Genomic DNA, 24,491 nt, shown 5'->3' with positions numbered 1-24,491 from the left:
TTGGCGAGTTTCAGTGGGTAGGACGACGTATTTTTTGCCGGAGAAAGATGATGGTTGGTTCAGCGTCCGCAGATTTTTTCATGCTGCGCTTAGGCACGCCGCATCCGTCGTGGACATTCACCGATGACAGCAACATGCTCGGCATCGGCGATTGCGACGGGGTGATGAGTGCCATGTTCGAACTGGATCGCAACCAGGTCGCACGGATCAGAGGCTTGGGCCAATCGGTGGGGAGAATCAGGTGTACTTGCGAACGCGGTGGCCGGGAGCTGCAGTTTTATCTCCATGGCAAACAGGTGTCGCAAGGCGTGTGGGTCGGGGTCGCGTCGGCTGATCCCGACTATCTTCCGACGGCGGCGACGATCGCAACGTGGGAAGTGCCGAATCGCGACGATGTCTTCGCGTTTCCGGGCGCGCGCGCAGACCTGATCGCCTCCGCCAGCGTGGCCTGAACTGCGATCACAGATTGTTGCTCGGGCGCGGTCCGGGACCGCTCCGATTCTCGGGACGCGGTCGTCTGACGAGCCCGTCCGTCTGTACGCGCAGGCCGTCTAATGCATGTGGTTCTGGCACGCACCAACCTCGGATCGCCAGAACCAATTTGCTGGCCAGTTCACTGGCCAGCGTTTTTTATTCCTCGAGCCGATCTCGTCGGCTCGTTTGCCGGGCGCTTATCCGGACAAAACAAAAGGCCGGTTTGTTCGGGAAGTTCGTTCAGAGCGAGGCGAGCGGTTGCTGCATGACCGCTCGCTTTGCGCGCGATCCTTTATCGGGTAAGGTCAGGCAACGCTGCATCGTCGGTAGCGGCACATCAGACACTGTCCCACGCATCGCGTCAATCGCGTCAGCTCCATGCCCCTGATCTTCGTCCCCGTCACGCACGCCGACGCCGAAGCGCTCGTCGCGATCCGCATCGCCGCGATGCGCGACAGCCTCGAGCGCATCGGCCGTTTCGATCCGCAGCGTGCGCGCGAACGGTTTCTCGCGTCGTTCGATCCGGCGCGATGCCGTTTCGTCGAAGTCGACCATTCGCGTGCGGGGTTCTACACGCTTCGCCCGAGGGCGGATCACTGGTTGCTCGACCATCTGTACATCGTGCCCGCGCATCAGGGGAAGGGCATCGGCGCCGCCGTGCTGCGCGAGATTTTGGCCGAAGCCGACGAACACCGGATGCCCGTTCACGTCGGCGCGCTGCGCGGCAGCGACTCGAACCGCTTCTACGAACGGCATGGCTTCGTGCGAACCGGCGAAGCGGAATGGGACATCTACTACCGGCGCGAACCGGGCACGGCGACGACGTAGCGCTCGCGTGATGGATTCCGAATGAAATCGACACGCACGTATTAGCGTTTCCACCAATGTGGAAAACGCGGGGCCGGCCGATGTCGCAGAGAGGGCGTGAATAATTGATCCGAGGCCGATTATGACGACATCTGCAACAAACGACCTGAATGCCGTGTCGCCCGAAACGTCCGACACCGCGGTGGCATCCGGTGAAGCGGCCCGCGTACCGTCGATCCTGCTCGTCGACGACGAACCGAACGTGCTGTCGGCGCTCAGGCGCGTATTCCGGCCCACCGGCTACGACATCGCGACGGCCGACAGCGGCGAGGCCGCGCTCGAGATCCTGGCGTCGACCGACATCGACCTGATCGTGTCCGACATGCGGATGCCGCACATGAGCGGCGCGGAATTCCTGGCGCGCGCGCGGGCGCTGTACCCTGACACGATGCGCATCCTGCTGACCGGCTACGCGGAGATCGCGTCGGTCGTGCAGGCCGTCAACGAAGGCGGCGTGTATCGCTACCTGAACAAGCCGTGGGACGATCACGACCTGCTGCTGACCATCGAGCAGGCGCTGGAGCAGCGCCGTCTGCGTCGCGAAGCGGCGCGGCTGGCGGCCCTCACCGAAGCGCAGAACGACGCGCTGCGCCGGTTCAATACCGACCTCGAAACGCAGGTTCGCGCGCGCACCGAGGAGCTCGGCCAGACCGTGATGTTTCTCGAAGCGGCGCAGAGCGACCTGAAAAGCAGTTTCACCGCGATGGTCCAGGTGTGCGCGAGCATGATCGAGCTGCGCTGCGGGGCCGCGAGCGGGCATGCGATGCGGGTCGGCGAGATCGCGCGGCGGCTCGCGCTGGCGTCCGGGATGAGCGAACTGCACGCGCAGGACGTCTATTTCGCGGGGCTGTTGCACGGCATCGGCAAGCTGTCGCTGCCGGACGAATTGCTGCACAAGCCGCTCGCGCGGATGACGACCGACGAGCACCGCGTGTTCCAGGAGCATCCGCTGCGTGCGCAGATGGTGCTGACGCCGGTCGCCCAGTTGCACAAGGTCGCGTCGATCGTGCTGCACCAGTACGAGCGCTTCAACGGCCGCGGCACGCCGGACGGGCTGGTCGGCGACGCGATCCCGGTCGGGTCGCGGATCGTCGCGATCGCGCGCGATTTCGAAGGGCTGCGCCATGGCGAAATCGGTGCGCCGCATTCGATCGAGCAGGCGATCGACGTGTTGCGTTCGCAGGCGAACGTGCGTTACGACCCGCAACTGGTCGCGCGCTTCATCGAGTTGATGCGGGATCCGGCGAGCCTCGGCATCGCGGCGTCCGTCGCGGAGATCCGGTCGGCGCAACTGCGCGAAGGGATGGAGCTCGCCGACGATCTGCGCACGCATCGCGGCGTGCTGTTGATGACGAAGGGCAGCGTGATGTCCGCGCATCAGATCGAGCTCGTGCGCCGCTTCGAGACGCGCGAGGGCACGCCGTTCGACATTCTCGTGCTGGCCCGTCCGGCCGGGCAGGCGCACGCACCCAATGGAGGGGCGCCGCCGGCCTGATATCGAAGACGACCGCGGGGCGTGCGACCGCCCGCACCGCGACGCTGCATTCAACTCGTTGCGGGCGCCCCGATCATGCATGGCATCTACAACCTTCCGCTCGTCCTGCTGTCGCTCGCGATCGCGACGCTGGCTTCCTATACGACGCTCGACCTCGCCGCGTTCATTTCGCTGCTCGACAATCCGAAGCTCAAGCGCGCGTGGCTCGGCGGCGGCGCGGCGGCGATGGGCACCGGAATCTGGTCGATGCATTTCGTCGGCATGCTCGCGTTTTCGTTGCCGGTGCCGCTCGGCTATGCGTGGCAGGAAACGGGCGCCTCGCTCGCGATCGCGGTGCTCGTGTCGTATTTCGCGCTGAACGTCGTCACGCGCGCCCGGCTGGGCTGGCGGCGGCTGTGCGCGGGCGGCGTGCTGATGGGCGGCGGGATCGCCGGCATGCACTACACGGGGATGGCCGCGCTGCACATGCAGCCCGGCATTCGCTACGACGCCGCGCTGTTCGCCGCGTCGATCGGCATCGCGGTGGTCGCGTCGACGGCCGCGCTGTGGATCGCGCAGGCGTTGCGCATGCAGCAGGCGCGCCACGCGACCGCGCAGCGCATCGGCGCGGCCGCCATCATGGGCATCGCGATTACCGGCATGCACTACACGGCGATGGCGGCCGCGCATTTCGCACCGGACGCGCGGTGCGGCGCCGCGAACGGCGTCGACGCGCCGTGGCTCGCGACGACCGTCGCGCTGTTTACGATGGCGACGCTGGTCGTCACGCTGCTCGTGTGCCGTTTCGATGCGCGCACCACTTTCCTGCGCGGCATGACCGATACGCTCGAACGGCTCGTGCGGGTGCGAACCAGCGAACTCGAACGCGCGCTGCACAGCTACGAGCAGACGACGCAGATGCTGCAACGCACGCGTGAGAACATGGCGACCGAGATCGACGAGCGCAAGGCCGCGCACGCGCTGCTCGAACAGGAGAAGGACGAGCAGCGACGCCTGCTGCATGCGCTCGAGGAAACGCACGAGCAGTTGCTGCAGTCGGAAAAACTCGCGTCGATCGGCCAGCTCGCGGCCGGCGTCGCGCACGAGATCAACAATCCGATCGGCTTCGTCAGCGCGAACCTCAACACGTTGAAGACGTGGGTGCGCAGCCTGCTCGACGTGGTCGCGGCGCATGAAGCCGCGCTGCCGCAGCTCGATCCGGCCACCCGCGACGCGCTGACGGCCGCGCACCGCGCGGCGGATCTCGACTACGTCCGCGACGAGATCGCGACGCTGATCGACGAATCGATCGACGGCGCGCTGCGCGTGCGGCGCATCGTGCAGGACCTGCGCGATTTCTCGCGCCCGGCCAGCGACGAATGGAGCGTGGTCGATCTCCATGCGGGCCTCGAGAGCACGCTCAACGTCGTTCACAACGAGCTCAAGTACAAGGCCGACATCGTGCGCGATTACGGCGACGTCCCGCACGTCGAATGCCTGCCGTCGCAGTTGAACCAGGTGTTCATGAACCTGCTGGTCAACGCCGCGCAGGCGATTCCCGAGCGCGGCGTGATCACGATCCGCACGTCGAGCGACGGCGAACAGGTGTCGATCGCGATCAGCGATACCGGCGCCGGCATGACACCCGACGTCGTGCGGCGGATCTTCGATCCGTTCTTCACCACGAAGCCGGTCGGGCAGGGCACGGGGCTCGGGCTGTCGGTCTCGCACGGCATCGTCGAGCGTCATCGCGGCGCGATCGACGTGACCAGCGAGCCGGGGCGCGGCACGACCTTCCGGATACGGTTGCCGGTTCGGCGTGCCGGCGACCGCGCGGACGCCGCAGCGCTGGAGCAGCGGGTTTGACGTCATGACGGCGGCCGTTCGCAAGCGGCCGCTGCGAGCGTCGTGCGTCACGCCGATCGCTTGCGGCGCTGACGACGAAAGAAATGCCAGAACATCGCGGTCGCGTCCGGCCCCTTGGCGGAATGGAACGGCTCGCTCGGGTCCCCGCCGCTCCACGCATGCGGCAGCCGGCGGACGATGCACACCCTGACGACCAGCCGCCCCCCCTTCAGATAATCGACGTAGTCCGCATCGTCCTGCGCGTAGCTGCGTTGCTCGCCGACGCGGATCGCACCGTGTTCGTCGACGAGCCGGTTGAGCCGCGCGAACGCGATGCCGAGCTGCGTCGCGTTCCGGTCGGTCACGACCGTATCGAGCGCGCCGTGGATGACGAGGGCCGGCATGCCGGGATAGGACGCGACGTCGGCGCACGCGTCGAGCGCGGCGATCGGATCGTCGCGGAGCCCGCGACGCATCAGGCTCATCGCGGCCATCGTCGACGACGGCGGCGCGATGGCCGGGCCGGAGTGCAGGCCGACGGCCGCGAAACGGTCGGGATACCGGAGCGCCAGCACCGCGGCGAGCCCGGCGCCGGCGGACAGGCCGGCCACGTAGATCCGGTCGCGATCGAAGCCGTGGCGCCGCACGATGGCGTCGACCAGCGACGCGACGGCCGCGGCTTCGGACTCGGTCGCATCGCCATGCCAGTGCCAGCAGCGGTGCGCATGGGTTGTCTTGGCCTGTTCGGGAAACAGCACGGCGAACCCCGCTCGCTCGGCCAGACGGCAGATGCGCGTGCCCGCGGCGAACGATTCGGCGGTCTGCTTGCAGCCGTGCAGCATGACGATGGCTGGCATGCCTGCTGTCTTGGCAGGCGCGGCGGGAAGATACAGCGCATACGCAAGATGGTTCACGAGCCGGCCGGCGCTCGGGCCGGCGGAATGAAACGAGCGCAGCCAGGTGCCGGGCAGCTCGACCGACGGCGCGCGTGCGGCGGGCGCGGTGCCCGTCCGTTTGGCGGCAGGGGCGGCGACGGCCGGCTTGATGGTGCGTTGAACGACCTTTTTGGCGGCTTTTTGGGTGGCTGGTCGCGGCTTGCCGGCCCGCTTCTTCGGCCGCGCACCGGTCGCGATGGAAAACAGTTCGAGATGCCGTAACCAGAGGCTGGATTTTTTCCTGGGCATGTGCGGTTTCGTGCGGGCGGCCGGCCGTGGCGGGAAGAGGCGGCCGACTCCACCGTCGGATGGAAGTCGAACGGGCGCGGAGCAAGGTTCGTGCTGCCGGTGCCGCGGCAACCGAAAGGCGGCGTCCGGCTGAACGGGGGTGACGCGCATCGATTATCGGCGATGCTAGCCGCCCGACGTGACGAGCGTGCGAATCGAAGCCTCCTTCGGCCCTGAAAAGGACCATCGCGCATCGGGAATCGTCCGGTTCGCCGGGCCCTGGCCGCCGGGCATTCACCGCCCACGCGGCCGGAAATGACGACGGCGGCGATCGAATCGTCGGATAACGCCGTTGTTCAGTGATATCGTGCGGTTCGACAGAAGCGTTCACCGTTCATTCCGTTGTGAGGGGCGACATGCGTCTTGCTGATTTCATCGTACGGAACATGGAACCGATCCTGGTGCAGTGGGAGGCGTTTGCCGCCACGTTGTTACCGGCCGCGAGGCACATGAACTCGCAGGGGCTACGCGACCACGCGCGCGAGATCCTGACCGCCGTCGCCAAGGACATCGCGACGCCGCAAACGAGGGAAGCGCAACACGAGAAATCGCTGGGGCGCGCGCCCGAGCCGGCGAACGCCAGCGAGACGGCCGCCCAGACGCATGCCGTTCTGCGCGCCCGCCGGGGTTTCAACATCAACCAGCTGGCAGCCGAGTATCGGGCGCTGCGTGCCAGTGTGCTGCGGCTGTGGATCGATGCGTGTCACCCGGCGCCGCCTGATATGGGCGACATGATTCGCTTCAACGAAGCGATCGACCAAGCGCTGGCGGAATCCGTGGCTTTCTTTACCGACCAGGTCGAGCAGGCGCGCAACTTGCTGCTTGGCATGCTGAGCCACGACATGCGCACGCCGCTGCAGACCATCCAGCTCACGGCGTCGTATCTTGCCGCCCTCAATGCGGGCGAGGCCGTATCGGAGGCCGCCGCTCGGCTGATCCGAAGCGGCGGCCGCATGCAGGGCCTTCTCGACGATCTCTGCGATTTCAATCGAACCCAGCTCGGGCTGGGCATCAACGTCGTTCCCCGCAATATCGATCTCGCACACGTGCTCGTCAATGTGGTGGACGAGTTGCGGGCGGGTCATCCGGATCGCGAAATTACCGTCGATATGCGCGGTGATCTCCGGGGTGAGTGGGACGAGCAGAGAATGCAGCAGTTGCTGAGCAACCTGGTGGGCAATGCCATCAAGTACGGCGCGCGCGATACCCCGGTGCGGGTGGTGGCCACGACGACCGGCGATGAAGTGTTCGTCGAGGTCGGCAACAGCGGGCCGGCGATCGATCCGCGCATGCTCGACCGCATTTTCGATCCGCTCGAGCGCGGGGAAGAGCGTCAGGGACGGACGGGTGACGATGCCGGCCTGGGGCTCGGCTTGTTCATCGCGAGGGAAATCGCCAAGGCGCATCGCGGCCGGATCGACGCGCGGTCCGATCAGACGGAAACCGTGTTTGCGGTGCGGCTGCCGAGACGTGTATGAAGCGGGAAGCGCGGGTCGGGGGATGATTCCCCGTCGGGCTTGCGGTCGGCGGTGGCGAGAGGCCGCTACCGGCTAGAAGCCGCCTTTCGTGCTTCGCCACCCGGCGTCTGCTTGTCATCCCGCATCAGCCACACTGACGCACAATTGAGCGCGCGTGGCGCACGACCGTTGTCACCGAAAGCCTCTGTCGATGGGCGAATTTTGTCCGGCCTAAAATCTCCTCGATCGATGTACGGGCAGGTCAAAGCCAACGGAGCGCTGAGTGACGGTCATCGCACAACTTTCCGATATTCATGTCCGGCCTCACGGCGTCCTGTATCAAGACGCCGTGGATTCCAATGTCATGTTTTCGGCAGCCGTCGATTCGCTGAACCGCATTCGACCTGAGCCAGATCTGGTTGTCATCTCCGGCGACCTGACGGACGAGGGCACCGAACACGAGTATCGAAAACTTCGCGAATTGCTCGTCGAGTTGAGGCGACCGTTCGTGGTTCTGCCGGGTAATCACGACGACCGCGGCAATCTGCGGGCCGCGTTCCCGGATCACGCGTGGCTTCCGGACGAGGGCGCACTCTCGTTCGCGCTGGACGTGGGCGAACTACGCGTCGTGGCGTTGGACACCTCCGTTCCAGGGCTACATCACGGTGAACTGGACGCCGAAACCCTGGCGTGGCTCGACACTGAACTTGCCGAGCATCGCAATCGGACGGTGGTTATCGTCATGCACCATCCACCGTTCATGACCGGCATTCCTTATCTCGACATCTACGGGTTGCGAAATGCGGAGGCATTTGCCGCGGTTCTTGCGCGGCATAGCAACGTAGATCGCATTCTTGCCGGGCACGTCCACCGGTCGATGCAGACGCGTCTTGGGCGCGTTCCGGTACTCACCTGCCCGAGCACGACCACTCAGATTGCGCTGCGCGTTGAAGCGGACGCGCAGCCCGCTTCTTTTCTCGAACCCCCTGCATACATGCTGCATCGCTGGGCAGGTCGAGGTCAGCCAGCGGTCTCCCACTTGTGTTACGTGGGGCACTTCGAGGGCCCGTTCCCCTTCGCGTAAGCGTCCCCGTCGGGGACACGGCGGTCGATGACGTACGAGGCATTGGCACGACATGGACAGGCCATGTCGCTTGTTACCCCGGAGCAGACGATCGACCGGCGTTACCACCGGCGCGTCGCCGCGCCGGCAGGCGCGCCGCCGTCAATGCGCGTCGACGAGCCGCGGATCGATATACGCGTCCACGTCCTGCGACTGCTTGTACACGGCGTTACGCACGTTGAACGCATTCGCGTTGCGCGTCGAGCCGTAGATCGAATCGAGCCCGTCGCCCTTGCGGAACGCGCGCTTCGCGGCCGCTTCGTCGAGCAGATGCGTGCCCTTCAGCAGCGGAAGGTATTGCGCCGGCGCGAGCCCGACGCGTGCCGACATGATCTTGACCGCATCGGCCTGCGTCTTCGGATCGTTGATGTAGGCGACGCAGCGATACCAGACCTTGACCACCTTCGCCCAGTCGGCCCGGCGCGCGGCGAGGCTCGCCGGCGCGACGGTGATCGCATCGTAGATCAGCCCCGGCGCATCCGCCGACGTGAAGATCGCGCGTGCGCCCGGCGCGCGTTTCAACGCCTCGCCCGCATTCGGTTGCCACGCGGCCACCGCCGCGATGTCGGCCGACGAACCGAGCACCTGCGGCAGCTCGTTGGTTTTCGCATTCACGAGCGTGACGTCGCCGTCCTTGAGCCCGTGCTTCTGCAGCGCGGTTTCGAGCAGCAGGTGATCGACCAGGCCGAGCTCGACGCCGACCTTCTTGCCCTTCAGCGCCTCGACGGTGCGCAAGGGCGGCTTCGCGACGATCATGTCGTTGCCGGCCGAGTAGTCGGTCAGCAGGATCATCACGTTCTTCGCGCCGGACGCGCCTGTTACCAGCGCATCGCCGTTGGTCGCCGCGACCGCATCGAGCTTGCCTGCGGAAAACGCGTCGAGCGACGCCGAATAATCGAACCATTCGAAATCGACGTCGACGCCGGCCTCCTTGAACCAGCCCTTGTCGAGCGCGACCTGGAAGGCGACCCAGCCGGGCCAGTCGCTGTAGCCGATCTTCAGCGGTGCGGCAGCCTGCGCGGCAGGCGCCGCCCATAGCGTGGCGGCCGCAACGGCGGCGCCCAATGCATGACGGATGAAACGGAAGGACGGCAGGCGGCGGAACGCCGGGGCGGGACGGGTCATCGTTGTTCTCCAGGAGACCGGGATCGGGATCGTCGATACGGATCGTGCGTGAGCACACGTTCCGACTGCATGGCCGGTTCCTGCGGATGCGGAACAAACGAGGCGGCCACGGAGAGGCGCGACGGCCGTTGCCATCGCCAATCTCCCGGGCTTTTGTCCCGCCGTGTAGCGCGTGCGCATCCGGTCTCGCGAACGGATGAACCCGCGCCGGGCTGCTCTCGGACCAGACGCTCGATGAACCGGAACCCTAGCACCCCTAAGATGCGACGCCGCCGCACCTCTCGGCGTCATGCCGAGCGAGAAGCGTGCCAATGGCACGCGGCCATCCGATTCAACGTCGGCGCAAGGGGCGCTGAAGTTCGATGAAACGGGCGGCGAACAGCGCGTGCAGTACGCGTCGGAGCAGGTCGAGCTTGTTCATGAAGGATCGTGCGTGAGGTGACGGTGCACGGATTCAGCAATAGCCATGCCATCGCGGAGCGCGCAGTGTGCGAGCACGCGACGCGCACTGCGCCGGTGCGCGCTTGCGTGCGCGTGGTGCGCCGCACGCCCGCCGCGAGGGCAAGAAAATGCGTCCGCCATTCGGATGCCATGCATCATCGCGCCGCCGAGCCGCGTCGTGTGGTCATTGGGCAGCGCCTGGCACGCAACTCGCTTATTCGACGCTCGAGAGGTGCGAAGCAATTTGCATCATCTTCAGGATCGCTAGGGTTCCGGTCGTGCGGCATGTGCCGTGCGATGTCTGGTCCGAGAGCAATCCGGTCTTGCCTTCGCCTCGATGAGAGGAAACGGCGAGGCTCCACGGAGGGATAAAAGCCCGGGAGGTCGCGATGTCGTTCGGTCGCCCTCTCACGCCTTTTATCAACCGACCCCGGAGCCGTCATGTCGCCGAGCCCCCAAACCATTCTTGCCCCGCCGCCGCACGTCGCGTGGGAAACGCTGATTCCCGCCGGAACCCACTGGTCCGGCATCCTGCGCCGCGGCCTCGCACTGCGCATCGTCGACGTCGACGGCGGCGCGAACCTGTCCGCCGTCTTTCATCGCCAGGAAGACCTGCTCGAACGCTACAACATGGCCGATACGCTGAAGGCGCAGCACACCGCGCATCTCACGCGCGGCCATGCGCTGTATACGGACATGGGGCGCGTGATCGCGTCGATCACGGCCGACACGCTCGGCTGGCACGATCCGCTCGGCGGCGTCGGCGATGCGCGGTTGTTCGCGCACAAGTACGGCGCGTCGTCGTACCAGGCCGATCGCAACGCGATGATCCGCAACGGCCGCGACAGCCTCGTGCTCGAGCTCGCGAAATACGGGCTGTCGGCACGCGACCTCGCCGCGAACGTCAACTTCTTCAGCAAGCTGGACACGCGCGACGACGGCGCGCTCGATTTCGTTGCCGGACATTCGCCGGCCGGCAGCGCGTTCGACCTGCGCTTCGAGATGAATACGCTCGCGGCGTTCTCGACCGCGCCGCATCCGCTCGATCCGCGTCCGGACTATGCGCCCAAAGCCGTGAAGCTGATCGCGTACCGCGCGTATCCGGCCGACGGCGCCGCGCCCGACGACGACCCGTGCCGGCGCGCATGCGCGGAGAACACGCGCGGCTTCGCCAACACCGACCGTCTGTTCGCATGAGGAGCGAGACCATGCCGATCACCGAAAGCCGTCTCGATCCGCGCGACGCGATCCACGACGTCACGCTGAACGCGGGCGACCCGTGGCTGCACGACCTGAAGCGCGGGCAGACTTTCCGCATTCTCGACCTGGAAGGCAACCAGGCCGTCGATACGCTGTTCTACCGCACCGACGCTCCCGAAGAGCGCTACAGCGCGCAGGACACGATCCGCGCGCAGCGCAACCTGTACCTGAGCGCGGGCAGCGTGCTCGTGTCGAACCACGGCAACCCGATGGCGACGATCGTCGCCGACACGTGCGGCCGTCACGATACGCTCGGCGGCGCGTGCGCGGCCGAGAGCAACACGGTGCGCTATGCGCTCGACAAGCGCTACATGCACAACTGCCGCGACAGCTTCCTCAACGCGATCGCGCACTGCACGTGCGGCGCCGGCGCGCGGCTCACCAAGCGCGACCTGGTCGGCAACGTCAACTTCTTCATGAACGTGCCCGTCACGCCGCTCGGCGGGCTCACGTTCGAGGACGGCATCTCCGCACCCGGCAAGTACGTCGAGATGCGTGCGGAGATGGACGTCACGGTGCTGATCTCGAACTGCCCGCAACTCAACAATCCGTGCAACGGCTACAACCCGACACCCGTGCGCCTGATGGTGTGGGAGGCGGAATGAACGGCCCCCACGCGCACTTGCTTTGCATGGAGCCGGAGTACGCGCTGAAGCGTTACTCCGGGCCGATACGTTCGCTGCGGGAGGCAACATGAGATTCGCCAAAGTCCTCGTCGCGAACCGCGGCGAAATTGCCTGCCGCGTGATCCGCACGCTGAAGCGCCTCGGTATCGCATCGGTCGCGATCTATTCGGATGCCGATCGCGACGCGCGCCACGTGGCGCTCGCCGACGAAGCCGTACGCGTCGGGCCCGCGCCGGCGGCCGACAGCTATCTGAACGTCGCGGCGATCCTCGCCGCCGCGCGCGAGACCGGCGCGCAGGCCGTGCACCCCGGCTACGGCTTCCTGTCCGAGCATGCCGCCTTTGCCGACGCATGCGAAGCCGCAGGCCTGCGCTTCATCGGGCCGCGCGGCGAACACATGCGCGCGTTCGGCCTCAAGCACACCGCCCGCGAACTCGCGGCCGCGCACGGCGTCGCGTTGCTGCCCGGCACCGGACTGCTCGACGACGTCGCGACGGCGCTTGCCGAAGCCGACGCGATCGGCTATCCGGTGATGCTGAAAAGCACCGCGGGCGGCGGCGGCATCGGCATGTCGCTGTGCCGCGATGCCGCGCAGCTCGGCGCGGCGTTCGAATCCGTCGTGCGGCTCGGCGCCGCGAACTTCGCGCATGCGGGCGTCTATCTCGAGAAGTTCGTCGAACATGCGCGACACATCGAAGTGCAGATCTTCGGCGACGGTCGCGGTGGGGCGCTCGCGCTCGGCGAACGCGATTGCTCCGTGCAGCGGCGCAACCAGAAGGTGATCGAGGAAACCCCCGCGCCCGACCTGACCGACGCCGAACGCGATGCGCTGCACGCGAGCGCGGTGCGGCTCGCCCGCGCGGTGGGCTACGCGTCGGCCGGCACGGTCGAATTCGTGTTCGACGCGAGCACGCGGCAGTTCTATTTCCTCGAAGTGAACACGCGGCTGCAGGTCGAGCATTGCGTGACCGAGGCCGTGACGGGCGTCGATCTCGTGGAATGGATGATCCTGCAGGCGGAGGGCGACCTGCCGCCGCTCGACACGCTCGCCGTCGCACCACGCGGCGCGAGCATCCAGGTGCGGCTGTATGCGGAGGATCCGCACAAGCAGTTCCAGCCGAGCGCCGGGCTGCTCACGCACGTGGCGTTTCCGGACAACGTGCGGGTCGACGGCTGGATCGAGGCAGGCACGGAGATCAGCGCGCATTACGATCCGCTGCTCGCGAAGCTGATCGTGCGCGGCGACACGCGGCGCGACGCGCTGGCCGCGCTGCGTGCCGCGCTCGACCAGACCGAGCTGTACGGGATCGAGACCAACCTCGACTACCTGCGTGCCGTCGTCGGCTCCGACGCGTTCGCGCGCGGCGCGCCGACGACCGCCTTCCTGTCGCGCTTCGCGTTTGCGCCGCATACGATCGACGTGCTCGACGGCGGCGTGCAGACCACCGTTCAGCAGGCCCCCGGGCGGGTCGGCTACTGGAGCGTCGGTGTGCCGCCGTCGGGGCCGATGGATGACCGCGCATTCGACCTTGCTAACGCGCTGCTCGGCAACCCGCGTGACGCGGCCGGGCTGGAATTCACGATGGTCGGCGCGACGCTGCGCTTCAATACCGCGACGCTGTTCGTGCTCGGCGGTGCGCCGCTCGCGGCCACGCTCGACGGCGAAGCGGCGCCGTTCTGGCAGGTCGTGCGCGCACGAGCGGGCGCGGTCCTGAAGCTGGGCGGCGTGACGGGCGCGGGCGTGCGCGCGTGTCTCGCCGTCAAGGGTGGGCTGCAGGTGCCCGACTATCTCGGCAGCAAGGCGACCTTCACGCTCGGCCAGTTCGGCGGCCATGCCGGTCGCGCGCTGCACAAGGGCGACGTGCTGCATCTGCACGCGCAAGCGGGGCGCGGCGATGCCGGCGCGACGCTGGCCGCGGCCGACATTCCCGCGCTGACGCATGCATGGACGCTCGGCGTGCTCGACGGTCCGCATGGCGCACCGGATTTCTTCACGCCGGACGACATCGCGATGCTGTACGGCACGCAGTGGACCGTCCATTACAACTCCAGCCGCACCGGCGTGCGGCTGATCGGCCCGAAGCCTCGATGGGCGCGTGCGGACGGCGGCGAGGCGGGGCTGCATCCATCGAACATCCACGACAACGCGTATGCGATCGGGGCCGTCGATTTCACCGGCGACATGCCGGTGATCCTTGGCCCCGACGGGCCGAGCCTCGGCGGCTTCGTCTGTCCAGTGACGGTCGTGCGCGACGAGTTGTGGAAGCTCGGGCAGTTGCGGCCGGGCGATACCGTGCAGTTCGTGCGCGCGGGCGTGTCGTCCGGAATATCGGCCGGGGAACCGGCTGCCGCGGTCGTGGAGGCGGCACATGACGTTGCCGCGGCTGCATCCGGCTCGTTCGACGATTGCGTGCTGCATCGCGATCCGTCGGCTGGCGGCGGCATCGGCGTCGTCTACCGGCGCTCGGGCGATCGCAACGTGCTGGTCGAATACGGGCCGCTCGTGCTCGACCTGAACCTGCGTTTTCGCGTGCACGCGCTGATGGGCTGGCTCGACGCGCACCGGTTGCCCGGCATGCTCGACCTGACGCCGGGCATCCGGTCGCTTCAGGTGCAGTTCGACGCGCGGACGCTACCGCTTGCCGCGCTGCTCGCGCATCTGCAGACCGCCGAACGCGAACTCGCCGACGTGGCCGACATGCGCGTGCCGAACCGCATCGTGCATCTGCCGCTGTCGTGGGACGACCCGTCGACGCGCGTCGCGATCGAGCGCTACATGCAGTCGGTGCGGCCCGATGCGCCGTGGTGCCCGAGCAATATCGAATTCATCCGGCGCATCAACGGCCTGGCGAGCATCGACGACGTGAAGCGCATCGTGTTCGATGCGCGCTATCTGGTGATGGGGCTCGGCGACGTCTACCTCGGTGCGCCCGTCGCGACGCCGATCGATCCGCGGCACCGGCTGGTGACGACGAAGTACAACCCCGCGCGCACCTGGACGCCGGAGAACGCGGTCGGCATCGGCGGCGCGTATCTGTGCGTGTACGGGATGGAAGGGCCGGGCGGCTATCAGTTCGTCGGCCGCACCGTGCAGATGTGGAATCGCCACCGCACCACGCGCGAATTCGAGGCCGGCAAGTCGTGGCTGCTGCGCTTCTTCGACGAGATCCGCTTCTACGAAGTCAGCGAGGCCGAGCTGCGTGCGCTGCGTGAGGATTTCATCGCGGGCCGCGCGACGCTGAAGATCGAGGAGTCGGTGTTCGACCTGCGCGCCTACAACCGCTTCCTGCACGACGAGGCGGAGTCGATCGCCGCGTTCAAGGCGACGCAGCAGGCCGCGTTCGACGCGGAGCGCGAGCGGTGGCGCGTGGCCGGCCATGCGGAATATGTCGGCGAGGGGGAGCCGGGCGATGCGCAACCGGAACGGGTAGCGGGCGCGCTCGACGACACGCAGCGGGCGATCGCCGCGGACGTGTCGGGCAGCGTGTGGAAAGTGCTGGTCGAAGCCGGCGAGCGCGTGAGCGCGGGGCAGGTCGTCGCGATCGTCGAATCGATGAAGATGGAGGTGGCGGTGACGGCAACGGAAGACGGCGCGATCGAGACGATCGATTGCGCGCCCGGCATGGCGGTGGTGGCCGGCCAGCGGCTGATGGTGATGAAGGCGGGCGCCGCCGAGGAGGTCGCATGAGCACGACGGAACGCTCGATCCTGCGCGGAGTGCATGCGATTGCCGCGCTGCGCGCCCGCTACGCGGCGGGGGACCTGACGCCGCCTGCGCTCGTCGACGCGATCGCCGCGCACTTCGATGCGGGTGACCCGCACCATGCGTGGATCCGGCCGCTCACGCGCGACGAGATGATGCCGTACGCCGACGCGCTGGCCGGACGCGACATCGCGTCGTTGCCGCTGTACGGCGTGCCGTTCGCGATCAAGGACAACATCGACCTCGCCGGCATCCCGACGACGGCCGGCTGCCCCGCCTACGCGTACACGCCGGCACGCAGCGCGCCCGTCGTCGAGCGGCTGATCGCGGCCGGTGCGATTCCGGTCGGCAAGACGAATCTCGACCAGTTCGCGACCGGGCTCTCGGGGCAGCGCTCGCCTTACGGCGCGTGCCGCAATGCGCTCGACCCGCGCTACGCGTCGGGCGGCTCGAGTTCCGGGTCGGCGGTGGCCGTCGCGCTCGGGGTCGCGACGTTCTCGCTCGGCACCGACACGGCCGGCTCCGGGCGCGTGCCGGCCGCCTTCCACGGGCTCGTCGGGCTCAAGCCGACACGGGGCGTGCTGAGCACGCTCGGCGTGGTGCCGGCCTGCCGGTCGCTCGATTGCGTGTCGGTGTTCGCGCGTTCGGCGGACGACGCGCGCGTCGTGTTCGCCGCTGCGCACGGCGTGACGGAAGGCGATCCGTACGGGCGCGCATGGCAGCCGCTGCTGGGTGCGGACGGGTTGCGCGCGCAGCCGGCGCGGCCGCTCGGGCAAGTGCGGTTCGGCACGCCGCGTGCCGATCAGCTCGAATTCTTCGGCGACGCATCGTATCGCGCGGCGTGGGGCGCGGCGCTCGAACGGCTGCGCGCGACCGGCGCGCGGGTCGTCGAGATCGACTTCGCACCGTTCCTGGCCGCCGCGCGGCTGCTGTACGACGGCCCGTGGGTCGCCGAGCGGCTGGCCGCGATCGGCGCATTCGCCGCGCGCGAGCCCGACGCGCTGCATCCGGTGATCCGCGAAATCGTCGGCGGGGCGTCGCGCTTCAGCGCCGCCGACGCGTTCGCCGCATTCGACCGGCTGGCGGCGCTGCGCGTCGACGCAGCCCGCGCGTGGGACGGCCTCGACGCGATCGTGATGCCGACCTCGGCGACGACCGCGACCGTCGATGCGCTCGAAGCCGATCCGATCGCGATCAATTCGCGCTTCGGCTACTACACGAACTTCGTGAACCTGCTCGACCTGTCGGCGATCGCGGTGCCGGCGGGCACGTGCTCGACCGGGCCGCATGCGGGCTTGCCGTTCGGCATCACGTTCGTCGGGCGTGCACACGACGATGCGCGGCTGCTCGATCTCGCACACGCGTGGGGCGACGGCGTTGCCGCTGTCGATGACGGTCGGCCGCCTGCGGCCACCGTGTCGGCGCGTGCCGCAGCCCCGGGTGTCGTGCGGGTGGCCGTCGTCGGCGCGCATCTGCGCGGCGAACCGTTGAACGGGCAGCTCACGCAGCGCGGCGCGCGCTTCGTCACCGCGACCACCACCGCGCCGGCCTATCGCCTCTACGCGCTGTCCGCGGAAGCAAGCGGCGGTGTCGCGAAACCGGGCCTCGTGCGTGTGCCGAACGATGGCGCACCGATCGCGGTCGAGGTCTGGGAGATGCCGGTCGACGCCTACGGCAGCTTCGTCGCCGGAATTGCGGCGCCGCTCGGCATCGGCACGCTGACGCTCGCCGACGGTACGCGCGTGCAGGGCTTCCTGTGCGAAAGCGTGGCGCTCGACGATGCGCAGGACATCACACGCTTCGGCGGCTGGCGGGCCTACCGCGCGCAGGCCGCCAGCGGCGCGCTGCAATGAACGCCCGGTCGCGCGATGCCGCGGCATCCGCGCGACCGGCACCCGAAACGATACGGAGATTCCGATGACAACGACCCGCAACACGACCGGCTGGCTCGCGGTGCGCCGCGAGCTGACGACGCGCGGCCAATGGACGCTCGGGCTGGCGTCCTTCCTGCTGCCGTTCGCCGTCTGGTGCCTGATCAGCTACGTCCCGTTCATCTGGCATCCGCAGATGCGCATCACGAATCCGGGCAGCGTCGACTATTTCCAGACCGGCATGCAGATCGACCGCGACGTGTTCGACGACGAGCTCGCGCATGCGCGTGCGGCGCACGCGGCGGTGCCCGAGGGCGAGCGCGCGAATCCGGTCTACCTGCCGGCGCCGCACCAGGTATTGCGCGCGTTCTACACGGCGTTCACGACGCCGCCCGCGTCGCGCGACGGCGTGTGGCTGCACGAAAGCCTGTGGCACAGCATCCGCATCATCTTCTGGGGCTTCGTGATTTCGTCCGCGATCGGCGTGCCGCTCGGCATCGTCTGCGGCACCTTCAGTGCGCTCGCGCGGCTGCAGGAGCCGTTCCTGGAGTTCTTCCGCTACCTGCCCGCGCCGGCGTTCGGCGCGCTGATGGTCGCGATTCTCGGCATCTATGACGCGCCGAAGATCGCGATCATCGTGATCGGTACGCTGTTCCAGCAGGTGCTGATCATCGCGAACACCACGCGCAAGCTCGAATACGGGCTGTTCGAGGCCGCGATGACACTCGGCACGAAGAAGCTGAAGCTGCTCACGCACGTCGTGATTCCGGGCGTGCTGCCCGACCTGTATCGCGATCAGCGGATCCTGCTCGGTTGGGCGTGGACCTACCTGATCGTCGCCGAACTGGTCGGCACGAGTTCGGGCATCACGTGGTACATCAGCCAGCAGGCGCGCTACCAGCATTTCGACAACGTATATGCGGCAATCCTGATGATCGGGATCATCGGCCTCGGCACCGACATCGTGCTCGGGCTGCTCGGCCGCCGGCTCTTTCCGTGGGACCGCACGCTGAAAGCGTGACGTCCGCTCCCACGTCCCCATCGACCGATTTCCGCAGAGGGCATCATGCAGAACCCGCAAGCCGTCCCCGATTACCTGATTCAATCCGACGCGGTGCGCGAGCGCTTCGCGCGGCTGAAGGAGCGCGACGTGATCCTCGACGTGCGACACGTCGGCAAGCGTTTCGCGACGCCGCAGGGCGAGTGCGTCGCGCTCGACGACATCAGTTTCCGCACGCACCGGCGCGAATTCGTGTGCGTGATCGGCCCGTCCGGCTGCGGCAAGTCGACGTTGATCCGGATCCTCGCCGGGCTCGACACGCAGACGAGCGGCGACGTGCTGCTCGACGGCAAGCCGGTCGACGGGCCGGGCGCCGATCGCGGGATGGTGTTCCAGGGCTATACGCTGTTTCCATGGCTCACGGTGAAGAAGAACGTGATGTTCGGCCTGCGCATGAACGGCAGCAGCAGCGGCGCGGCCGAGCGCGAGGCGCTGCAGTGGCTCGATCTCGTCGGGCTGACGCGTTTTGCCGACGTGTATCCGCACCAGTTGTCGGGCGGCATGAAGCAGCGCGTGGCGATTGCCCGTGCGCTCGCGAACCGTCCGCGCATCCTGCTGATGGACGAACCGTTCGGCGCGCTGGACGCCCAGACGCGGGCAAGGATGCAGACGCACCTGCTCGACATCTGGCGCAACATCGACGTGACGATCCTGTTCATCACGCACGACCTCGACGAGGCGATCTTTCTGGCCGACCGGATCCTGGTGCTGAAGGCGAATCCGGGCGGGGTGCAGGAGTTGATCGAAGTGCCGGTGCCGCGGCCGCGCGATTATTCGCAGGTCAATACGCCCGAGTTCATCGCGACGAAGGCGCGACTCGAAGCGCTGATTCATCCGAAGGAGACCGCGACGGCCGAAGACGACGGCATCAAGCCGCACATGATCCGGATGACGGACGTGACGGATAGCGTCGAGTAGCGTGGCGCCGGCTCATGCCGTCACGCCAGAACGCCTGTCGCATCGGGCCTGCGATGTTTCGGGTTGGTGACTGCATCGACGGGCGCGTCAGGAAAATGCCGCCAACTTGCTTACATCCGGATTAATTTTGTCCACGCTGAGTGGACCTCGACTTCCCACGGTAAGCTGATGCATTCCTGATCGATTCTTCGGCTTGCGAGAGAAAGCGATGAAGGTGACCATTGCGTACATCGAAGAACCGCCATTCGGCTGGACCGAAGCGGATGGCACCGCGACCGGTGCCGATCTCGAACTCGCGGCGACGATCCTCCGGCAGATAGGCGTGACCCGGATCGAGTATTGCCCGGCGACGTTCGGCGAATTGCTGCCCGGCGTTGCATCAGGTCACTGGGACATGAACGTGCCGCTTTTCGTGACACCGCAGCGTGCCGATACCGTCGCGTTCAGCGTGCCGGTGTGGGGGATCGAAGACGGTTTTCTGGTTCGCCCGGGAAATCCGAAGGCGCTCAGGCGTTATGCGTCGATTGCCGAACGTCCTGACGCGCGCCTCGGCATCATTGCCGGACAGGTCCAGCACGATTCCGCGATCGCGGCGGGCGTGAGCCGGCGGCAAATCGTCGTCTTCGAACAGCAGGCCGACGCGATCGCGGCCGTTCTTTCCGGCGTGGTCGATGCGTATGCGAGCACCGCGTTGGGGAATCGAATCGTGGCGGGCCGGATAGGCAGCGCGCTGATCGAGGCCGTCGCGCACGAGTCGGATGTCGACGGCAGCCCGCGGACGCCTCCGCTGGGCGCGTTTTCATTCAACCGGGAAAACGGGGATCTGCTGGCGGCGTTCAATCAGCGACTTCGCTCGTATCTCGGCTCGCCGGACCATCGCGCTCGCATGGCGAGATTCGGGCTGACGGCGCGCGAGATCGATCCGGCCGTCTTGCAGACGGGATAGGTCGGCACTCGGCCGGCAAGCGTCGCTCGATAGCGACGCATCGCTCGACGAATGATGGAACGGTCGGCCGGCGCCGACGAATTCCACGGCGGCGGCGCGCGCGATGTCGCGATCGTGGAGCTGCAACACGTCGACGACACGGTTCGCGACGATCAGGTTGCCGAAGCGCTTGCCGACGTGGCCGGCACCCACGATGGTCAGCCGAGACATGGTGATTCCCCGGCGACGGCCCGAAGGCCGTCGCGCCGTTGTGGCCGTCAATCGTGCCTGATCGCGATGGTCTTGAGCGCGGTAAAGCCGAGCAACGCTTCAAAGCCTTTCTCGCGGCCATATCCGCTTGCCTTCACGCCGCCGAACGGCAGTTCCACGCCGCCACCCGCGCCATAGTTGTTGATGAAGACCTGTCCGGCCTGCAGCTTGCGCGCGAGGCGCAGCGCACGTGCGCCATCCCGCGTCCAGACGCCGGCGACGAGGCCGTACTGCGTGCCGTTCGCGAGCGCGACCGCCGCGTTCTCGTCGTCGAACGGCATGGCCGCGAGCACGGGGCCGAACACCTCTTCCTGCGCGAGTTCGCTGTCGGGCGGTACGTCGCGGAACAGCACCGCTTCCTGGTAGTACCCCGAACCCGATGCGCCGGCCGCGATGGTGCCGCGCGCCGCCACCCGAATGCCGTCGGCCTGCGCGCGCTCGACGATGGCCCGGACCCGCGCATGCTGCCTGGCGTTGACGAGCGGCCCCATCTCCAGATTCATCGACGGCGGCCCGGAACGCAGCCGCGCGAACTGCTGCGCGAGACGATCGAGCACGCGCTCGTAGACGGTGCGCTGGACGAGCAGGCGGCTGCCGGCCGAGCAGGTCTGGCCCGCGTTCTGCACGATCGCATTGACGATGACGGGCAGCGCCTGGTCGAGGTCGGCATCGTCGAACAGCAACTGCGGCGACTTGCCGCCCAGCTCGAGCACCGCGGGGCAGTGACGCTCGGCCGCCGCGCGCCCGACCAGCGCGCCCGTTCCGGTCGACCCGGTAAACGAGATGTGACGAATGCCGGGATGGGCCGACAATGCCGCGCCGGCTTCGCCGCCCAACCCCGTGACGACGTTGACCGCGCCGGCCGGAAAGCCGACCTCCGCCGCGATTTCGGCCAGCCGCAGAATGGACAGGCTCGCATCCTCCGCCGGCTTGACCACGCACGCATTGCCGGCGGCGAGCGACGCACCGACCGAGCGGCCGTAGATCTGCATCGGGTAATTCCACGGAACGATGTGGCCCGTCACTCCGATCGGTTCGCGCACCGTCAATACCGTGAACCCGGCGGTGTAGGGCAATGTGTCGCCGTGCAGCTTGTCGACGCATCCGGCGTAGTACTGGAGGTAGCGCGCGAGCACCGCCGCGTCGGTACGCGCGGTGTTCAGCGCCTTGCCCGTGTCGCGCGCTTCGAGCTGCGCGAGTTCGTCCGCATGCTGCGTGACGGCCGCGGCGTACGCGAACAGCAGGTTGCTGCGCTCGACCGGCGACAGCTTCGCCCACGGGCCGTCGAGCGTGTCGCCCATCACGCGCTGGGCGGCGGAAACGGCGCGCTGCACGTCGGTCGCGTCGCCGCGCGCGATCGTCGCGAACGCTTCGCCGGTGCTCGGGTCGACGACGTCGATCCGCTCGCCGGTCGTCGGCGCGACGCGGGCGTTGTCGATGTAGTGATCAAATTGCATGGGTCATTCCTCGATCGATGCGGGATTCGCGATGGTGTGCGCTATCGCGGCGCCCAGTTCCGCAGTGCTGGCCGTGCCGCCCATGTCGCGGGTGCGCGGGCCGGCGACGAGCACGGATTCGATCGCCGCGACGATTTCGGCGGCCGCGGCTTCGTAGCGCGATTCGCCGCGACCGAGGTGCTGGAGCAGCAACGCGGCCGACCAGATCTGCCCGATCGGATTGGCGATGCCGCGGCCGGCGATGTCGGGCGCCGAGCCGTGCACCGGCTCGAACAGCGACGGGAAGCGGCGCTCGGGGTTCAGGTTCGCGGACGGCGCGATGCCGATCGTGCCGGTACAGGCGGGGCCGAGGTCGGACAGGATGTCGCCGAACAGGTTGGAGGCGACGACGACGTCGAAGCGATCCGGATTCTGGACGAAGTGTGCGCACAGTATGTCGATGTGATATTTGCGCGTTTCGATGTCCGGGAACGACCGCGCGATTTCCGCGAGGCGCTCGTCCCAGAACGGCATGGTGATCGAGATGCCGTTGGATTTCGTCGCGGCCGTCAGCTGCTTGCGCGGGCGCGAGCGGGCGAGCTCGAACGCGAACCGGAGCACGCGGTCGACGCCGACACGCGAGAAAACCGACTGCTGCACGGCGATTTCGCGGTCGGTCCCGGTGAACATCCGGCCGCCCACCGACGAATACTCGCCTTCCGTGTTCTCGCGCACGACGATGAAATCGATGTCGCCGGGCCGGCGTCCGGCGAGCGGCGCGGGCACGCCCGGCATCAGGCGCACCGGACGCAGGTTCACGTATTGATCGAACTCGCGCCGGATCTTGATCAGCGATTCCCACACCGCGACGTGGTCGGGCACGATATCGGGCGCGCCGACCGCGCCGAAGAAGATCGCGTCGTGCGCGCCGATCTGCCGCGCCCAGTCGGCCGGCATCATCGTGCCGTGGCGAACGTAGTGATCGGTACACCAGTCGCCGAACTCGTCGAACGCGAGCGGAATGTCGAAACGGTCGGCGGCAGCGCGCAACACGCGCATGCCTTCGGGCATCACTTCCTTGCCGATGCCGTCGCCGGCGATGACGGCGATGCGGTGCGGGTTCTTCATATGGCGGGAAGCCTCCATGACGAAGCTGGCGTCCCGCACGGGAGGGGCTGACACGGGGAGCGGCGTGAACCGCGCAGCGTCGAACGGCCGCGCGACCTGCGATACGCGACGCTGCACCGCTCACGTCGGATCGCGTCGCCGTGTCTCCTGCGTCTCTTCCGTTGCGGTAACCGGCGGACTGTTGAATCGGTCCGTCGAATCTACTTCTTCGCAGGCGCGGGCAGGAAGTGCGGATCCGCGAACGGGACCTTCGAAAATCTGCAACACGCCGGCGAGCGCGGGCGCGGGGCGGCGTATCAGTCGACCGCCTGCCCGGCTTCGCCGGACACGAGCGAAGGCGGCGCGAAGGACGCGAGGAACTCGAACAGCTTGCGCGTCGGCAGCGGCACGGCGCCCGCGCGGATGCCGATCGACATGACGCGGTTGGCCCACGGATCGTTCAGGCGAATGAAGCGCAGGCGCATCGGTTCGCGAAACAGCGCGACCGCGCGCTCGGGCAGGATGCCGATGCCTTGCCCCGCGGCGATCAACCGGCACATCGCCTCGAAGCTCTGCACCTGCACGCGGAAGCGGACCGACTTGCCGAGCAGCGCCGCTTCCCTGACGAGCGAGCGCGTCAGTTCCGAGCGGTCGTCGAGTGCGACCAGATCGTGGTCGAGCAACGCGCTGAAATCGATCGACTCGCCGGTCAGCGGGTAGTCGTCGGGCACGACCACGCTGGCCCGGTCCATGCAGTAGGGCGCGAGATGGATCCCTTCGGTCGCGGTGCGCGACGTGACGATCCCGACGTCCGCGCGGCCTTCGCGCAGCGCCTGCAGGATGTCGGCGCTTCTCAGTTCGCTGATCTGCAGCTTGATGTCGCGATAGCGCTGCGAGAACGCGCGCAACTGATCGGGAAGATCCTGGCTGATCGCCGAGATGTTCGCGAAGACGCGGACGCGGCCGACCGCGCCTTTCGTATAGTCGGACAACTCGCTGTAGATCGCATCGGTGCGCAGCAGCAGGTCGGTCGCGTGACGCAACAGCGCTTCGCCGGCCGGCGTGAGTTCGACGCCCGCCACCGTGCGGTTCAGCAGTACCACGCGAAAGTGATGCTCGAGCAGCGCGATGCGGCGGCTCGCGGTGGAAAGCGACATGTGCGACTGCTGCGCGGCGCGCGACAGGCTGCCCAGCTCGGATGCACGGACGAACAGGGCGAGGGACGTGAGATCGAACAAGCGCGGACTCCGGTTGACACTGCGGCCAGTATGTCATCCATCGATGCG

The 24,491-nt window shown here is 67.6% G+C and carries 18 protein-coding genes and 2 riboswitches; of the genes, 13 read left to right on the top strand and 5 right to left on the bottom strand.

Annotated features, from left to right (window positions below):
- Window positions 1–47 precede the first annotated feature (47 nt).
- The 4 genes from MMB92_RS16670 (at window position 48) to MMB92_RS16655 (ending at window position 4,681) form a co-directional block, all read left to right on the top strand.
- Window positions 48–452 carry a hypothetical protein gene (locus MMB92_RS16670; protein WP_060214091.1) on the top strand — a complete coding sequence of 135 codons (405 nt, stop codon included), beginning with the start codon at window positions 48–50 and terminating at the stop codon, window positions 450–452.
- Between the two features lie 400 nt (window positions 453–852).
- A complete protein-coding gene (locus MMB92_RS16665; RefSeq protein ID WP_059723860.1) occupies window positions 853–1,302 on the top strand; it encodes a GNAT family N-acetyltransferase in 450 nt (149 codons plus the stop codon).
- A gap of 121 nt (window positions 1,303–1,423) precedes the next feature.
- A complete protein-coding gene (locus tag MMB92_RS16660) occupies window positions 1,424–2,836 on the top strand; it encodes an HD domain-containing phosphohydrolase (protein WP_006498056.1) in 1,413 nt (470 codons plus the stop codon).
- Between the two features lie 75 nt (window positions 2,837–2,911).
- Window positions 2,912–4,681, top strand: coding sequence for a histidine kinase (locus tag MMB92_RS16655; protein ID WP_006485591.1), 1,770 nt, complete (start codon window positions 2,912–2,914; stop codon window positions 4,679–4,681).
- A gap of 47 nt (window positions 4,682–4,728) precedes the next feature.
- Here the strand turns inward: MMB92_RS16655 and MMB92_RS16650 are convergent, their stop codons facing one another.
- Window positions 4,729–5,844 (bottom strand): PHB depolymerase family esterase, encoded by a 1,116-nt coding sequence (locus MMB92_RS16650; protein WP_006498058.1) that lies wholly within the window; start codon window positions 5,842–5,844, stop codon window positions 4,729–4,731.
- A gap of 395 nt (window positions 5,845–6,239) precedes the next feature.
- Here MMB92_RS16650 and MMB92_RS16645 point away from each other — a divergent pair, with 395 nt between their 5' ends.
- Both MMB92_RS16645 and MMB92_RS16640 read left to right on the top strand, forming a co-directional pair.
- Window positions 6,240–7,361 (top strand): sensor histidine kinase, encoded by a 1,122-nt coding sequence (locus MMB92_RS16645; protein WP_125333310.1) that lies wholly within the window; start codon window positions 6,240–6,242, stop codon window positions 7,359–7,361.
- Window positions 7,362–7,623: 262 nt separating this feature from the next.
- The gene (locus tag MMB92_RS16640) at window positions 7,624–8,424 is read left to right on the top strand and encodes a phosphodiesterase (RefSeq protein WP_034203989.1); all 801 of its coding nucleotides are present in this window, start codon (window positions 7,624–7,626) and stop codon (window positions 8,422–8,424) included.
- 141 nt (window positions 8,425–8,565) lie between these two features.
- Here the strand turns inward: MMB92_RS16640 and MMB92_RS16635 are convergent, their stop codons facing one another.
- Window positions 8,566–9,588, bottom strand: coding sequence for an ABC transporter substrate-binding protein (locus MMB92_RS16635; RefSeq protein WP_006485590.1), 1,023 nt, complete (start codon window positions 9,586–9,588; stop codon window positions 8,566–8,568).
- 140 nt (window positions 9,589–9,728) lie between these two features.
- Window positions 9,729–9,850: riboswitch (guanidine-I (ykkC/yxkD leader) on the bottom strand.
- A gap of 432 nt (window positions 9,851–10,282) precedes the next feature.
- Window positions 10,283–10,414, top strand: a riboswitch (guanidine-I (ykkC/yxkD leader).
- Between the two features lie 56 nt (window positions 10,415–10,470).
- Between MMB92_RS16635 and MMB92_RS16630 the strand changes: the two genes are divergently transcribed.
- From MMB92_RS16630 to MMB92_RS16600, 7 genes are all read left to right on the top strand, one after another.
- Window positions 10,471–11,226 carry an urea amidolyase associated protein UAAP1 gene (locus tag MMB92_RS16630; RefSeq protein WP_058903882.1) on the top strand — a complete coding sequence of 252 codons (756 nt, stop codon included), beginning with the start codon at window positions 10,471–10,473 and terminating at the stop codon, window positions 11,224–11,226.
- Window positions 11,227–11,237: 11 nt separating this feature from the next.
- A complete protein-coding gene (locus MMB92_RS16625; RefSeq protein ID WP_058903883.1) occupies window positions 11,238–11,894 on the top strand; it encodes an urea amidolyase associated protein UAAP2 in 657 nt (218 codons plus the stop codon).
- Window positions 11,895–11,982: 88 nt separating this feature from the next.
- Window positions 11,983–15,603 carry an urea carboxylase gene (gene uca, locus MMB92_RS16620; RefSeq protein WP_277562792.1) on the top strand — a complete coding sequence of 1,207 codons (3,621 nt, stop codon included), beginning with the start codon at window positions 11,983–11,985 and terminating at the stop codon, window positions 15,601–15,603.
- Window positions 15,600–17,471, top strand: coding sequence for an allophanate hydrolase (gene atzF / locus MMB92_RS16615; RefSeq protein WP_034203992.1), 1,872 nt, complete (start codon window positions 15,600–15,602; stop codon window positions 17,469–17,471). The genes uca and atzF overlap by 4 nt, the downstream gene beginning before the upstream one ends.
- 64 nt (window positions 17,472–17,535) lie before the next feature.
- Window positions 17,536–18,510 (top strand): ABC transporter permease, encoded by a 975-nt coding sequence (locus MMB92_RS16610; RefSeq protein ID WP_048985962.1) that lies wholly within the window; start codon window positions 17,536–17,538, stop codon window positions 18,508–18,510.
- A gap of 45 nt (window positions 18,511–18,555) precedes the next feature.
- Window positions 18,556–19,467: an ABC transporter ATP-binding protein gene (locus tag MMB92_RS16605; protein ID WP_277562791.1), complete on the top strand. Its 912-nt coding sequence runs from the start codon at window positions 18,556–18,558 to the stop codon at window positions 19,465–19,467.
- 208 nt (window positions 19,468–19,675) lie between these two features.
- The gene (locus tag MMB92_RS16600) at window positions 19,676–20,413 is read left to right on the top strand and encodes a transporter substrate-binding domain-containing protein (protein ID WP_048985964.1); all 738 of its coding nucleotides are present in this window, start codon (window positions 19,676–19,678) and stop codon (window positions 20,411–20,413) included.
- 257 nt (window positions 20,414–20,670) lie between these two features.
- Here MMB92_RS16600 and MMB92_RS16595 read toward each other — a convergent pair whose 3' ends face one another.
- From MMB92_RS16595 to MMB92_RS16585, 3 genes are all read right to left on the bottom strand, one after another.
- Complete coding sequence (locus MMB92_RS16595) at window positions 20,671–22,119, bottom strand: aldehyde dehydrogenase family protein (protein ID WP_212158027.1); 1,449 nt, start codon at window positions 22,117–22,119, stop codon at window positions 20,671–20,673.
- 3 nt (window positions 22,120–22,122) lie between these two features.
- Window positions 22,123–23,226, bottom strand: a complete 1,104-nt coding sequence (locus MMB92_RS16590; RefSeq protein WP_006493819.1) for a tartrate dehydrogenase — start codon at window positions 23,224–23,226, stop codon at window positions 22,123–22,125.
- A gap of 296 nt (window positions 23,227–23,522) precedes the next feature.
- Window positions 23,523–24,443 carry a LysR family transcriptional regulator gene (locus MMB92_RS16585; protein WP_277562790.1) on the bottom strand — a complete coding sequence of 307 codons (921 nt, stop codon included), beginning with the start codon at window positions 24,441–24,443 and terminating at the stop codon, window positions 23,523–23,525.
- Window positions 24,444–24,491 lie beyond the last annotated feature (48 nt).

This window comes from Burkholderia sp. IO2 (assembly GCF_029522185.1).
Taxonomy (GTDB): Bacteria; Pseudomonadota; Gammaproteobacteria; order Burkholderiales; family Burkholderiaceae; genus Burkholderia; species Burkholderia cenocepacia.
Note: the sequence above shows the minus strand (reverse complement) of the source record. Positions and strands in the feature narration are given on the sequence as shown.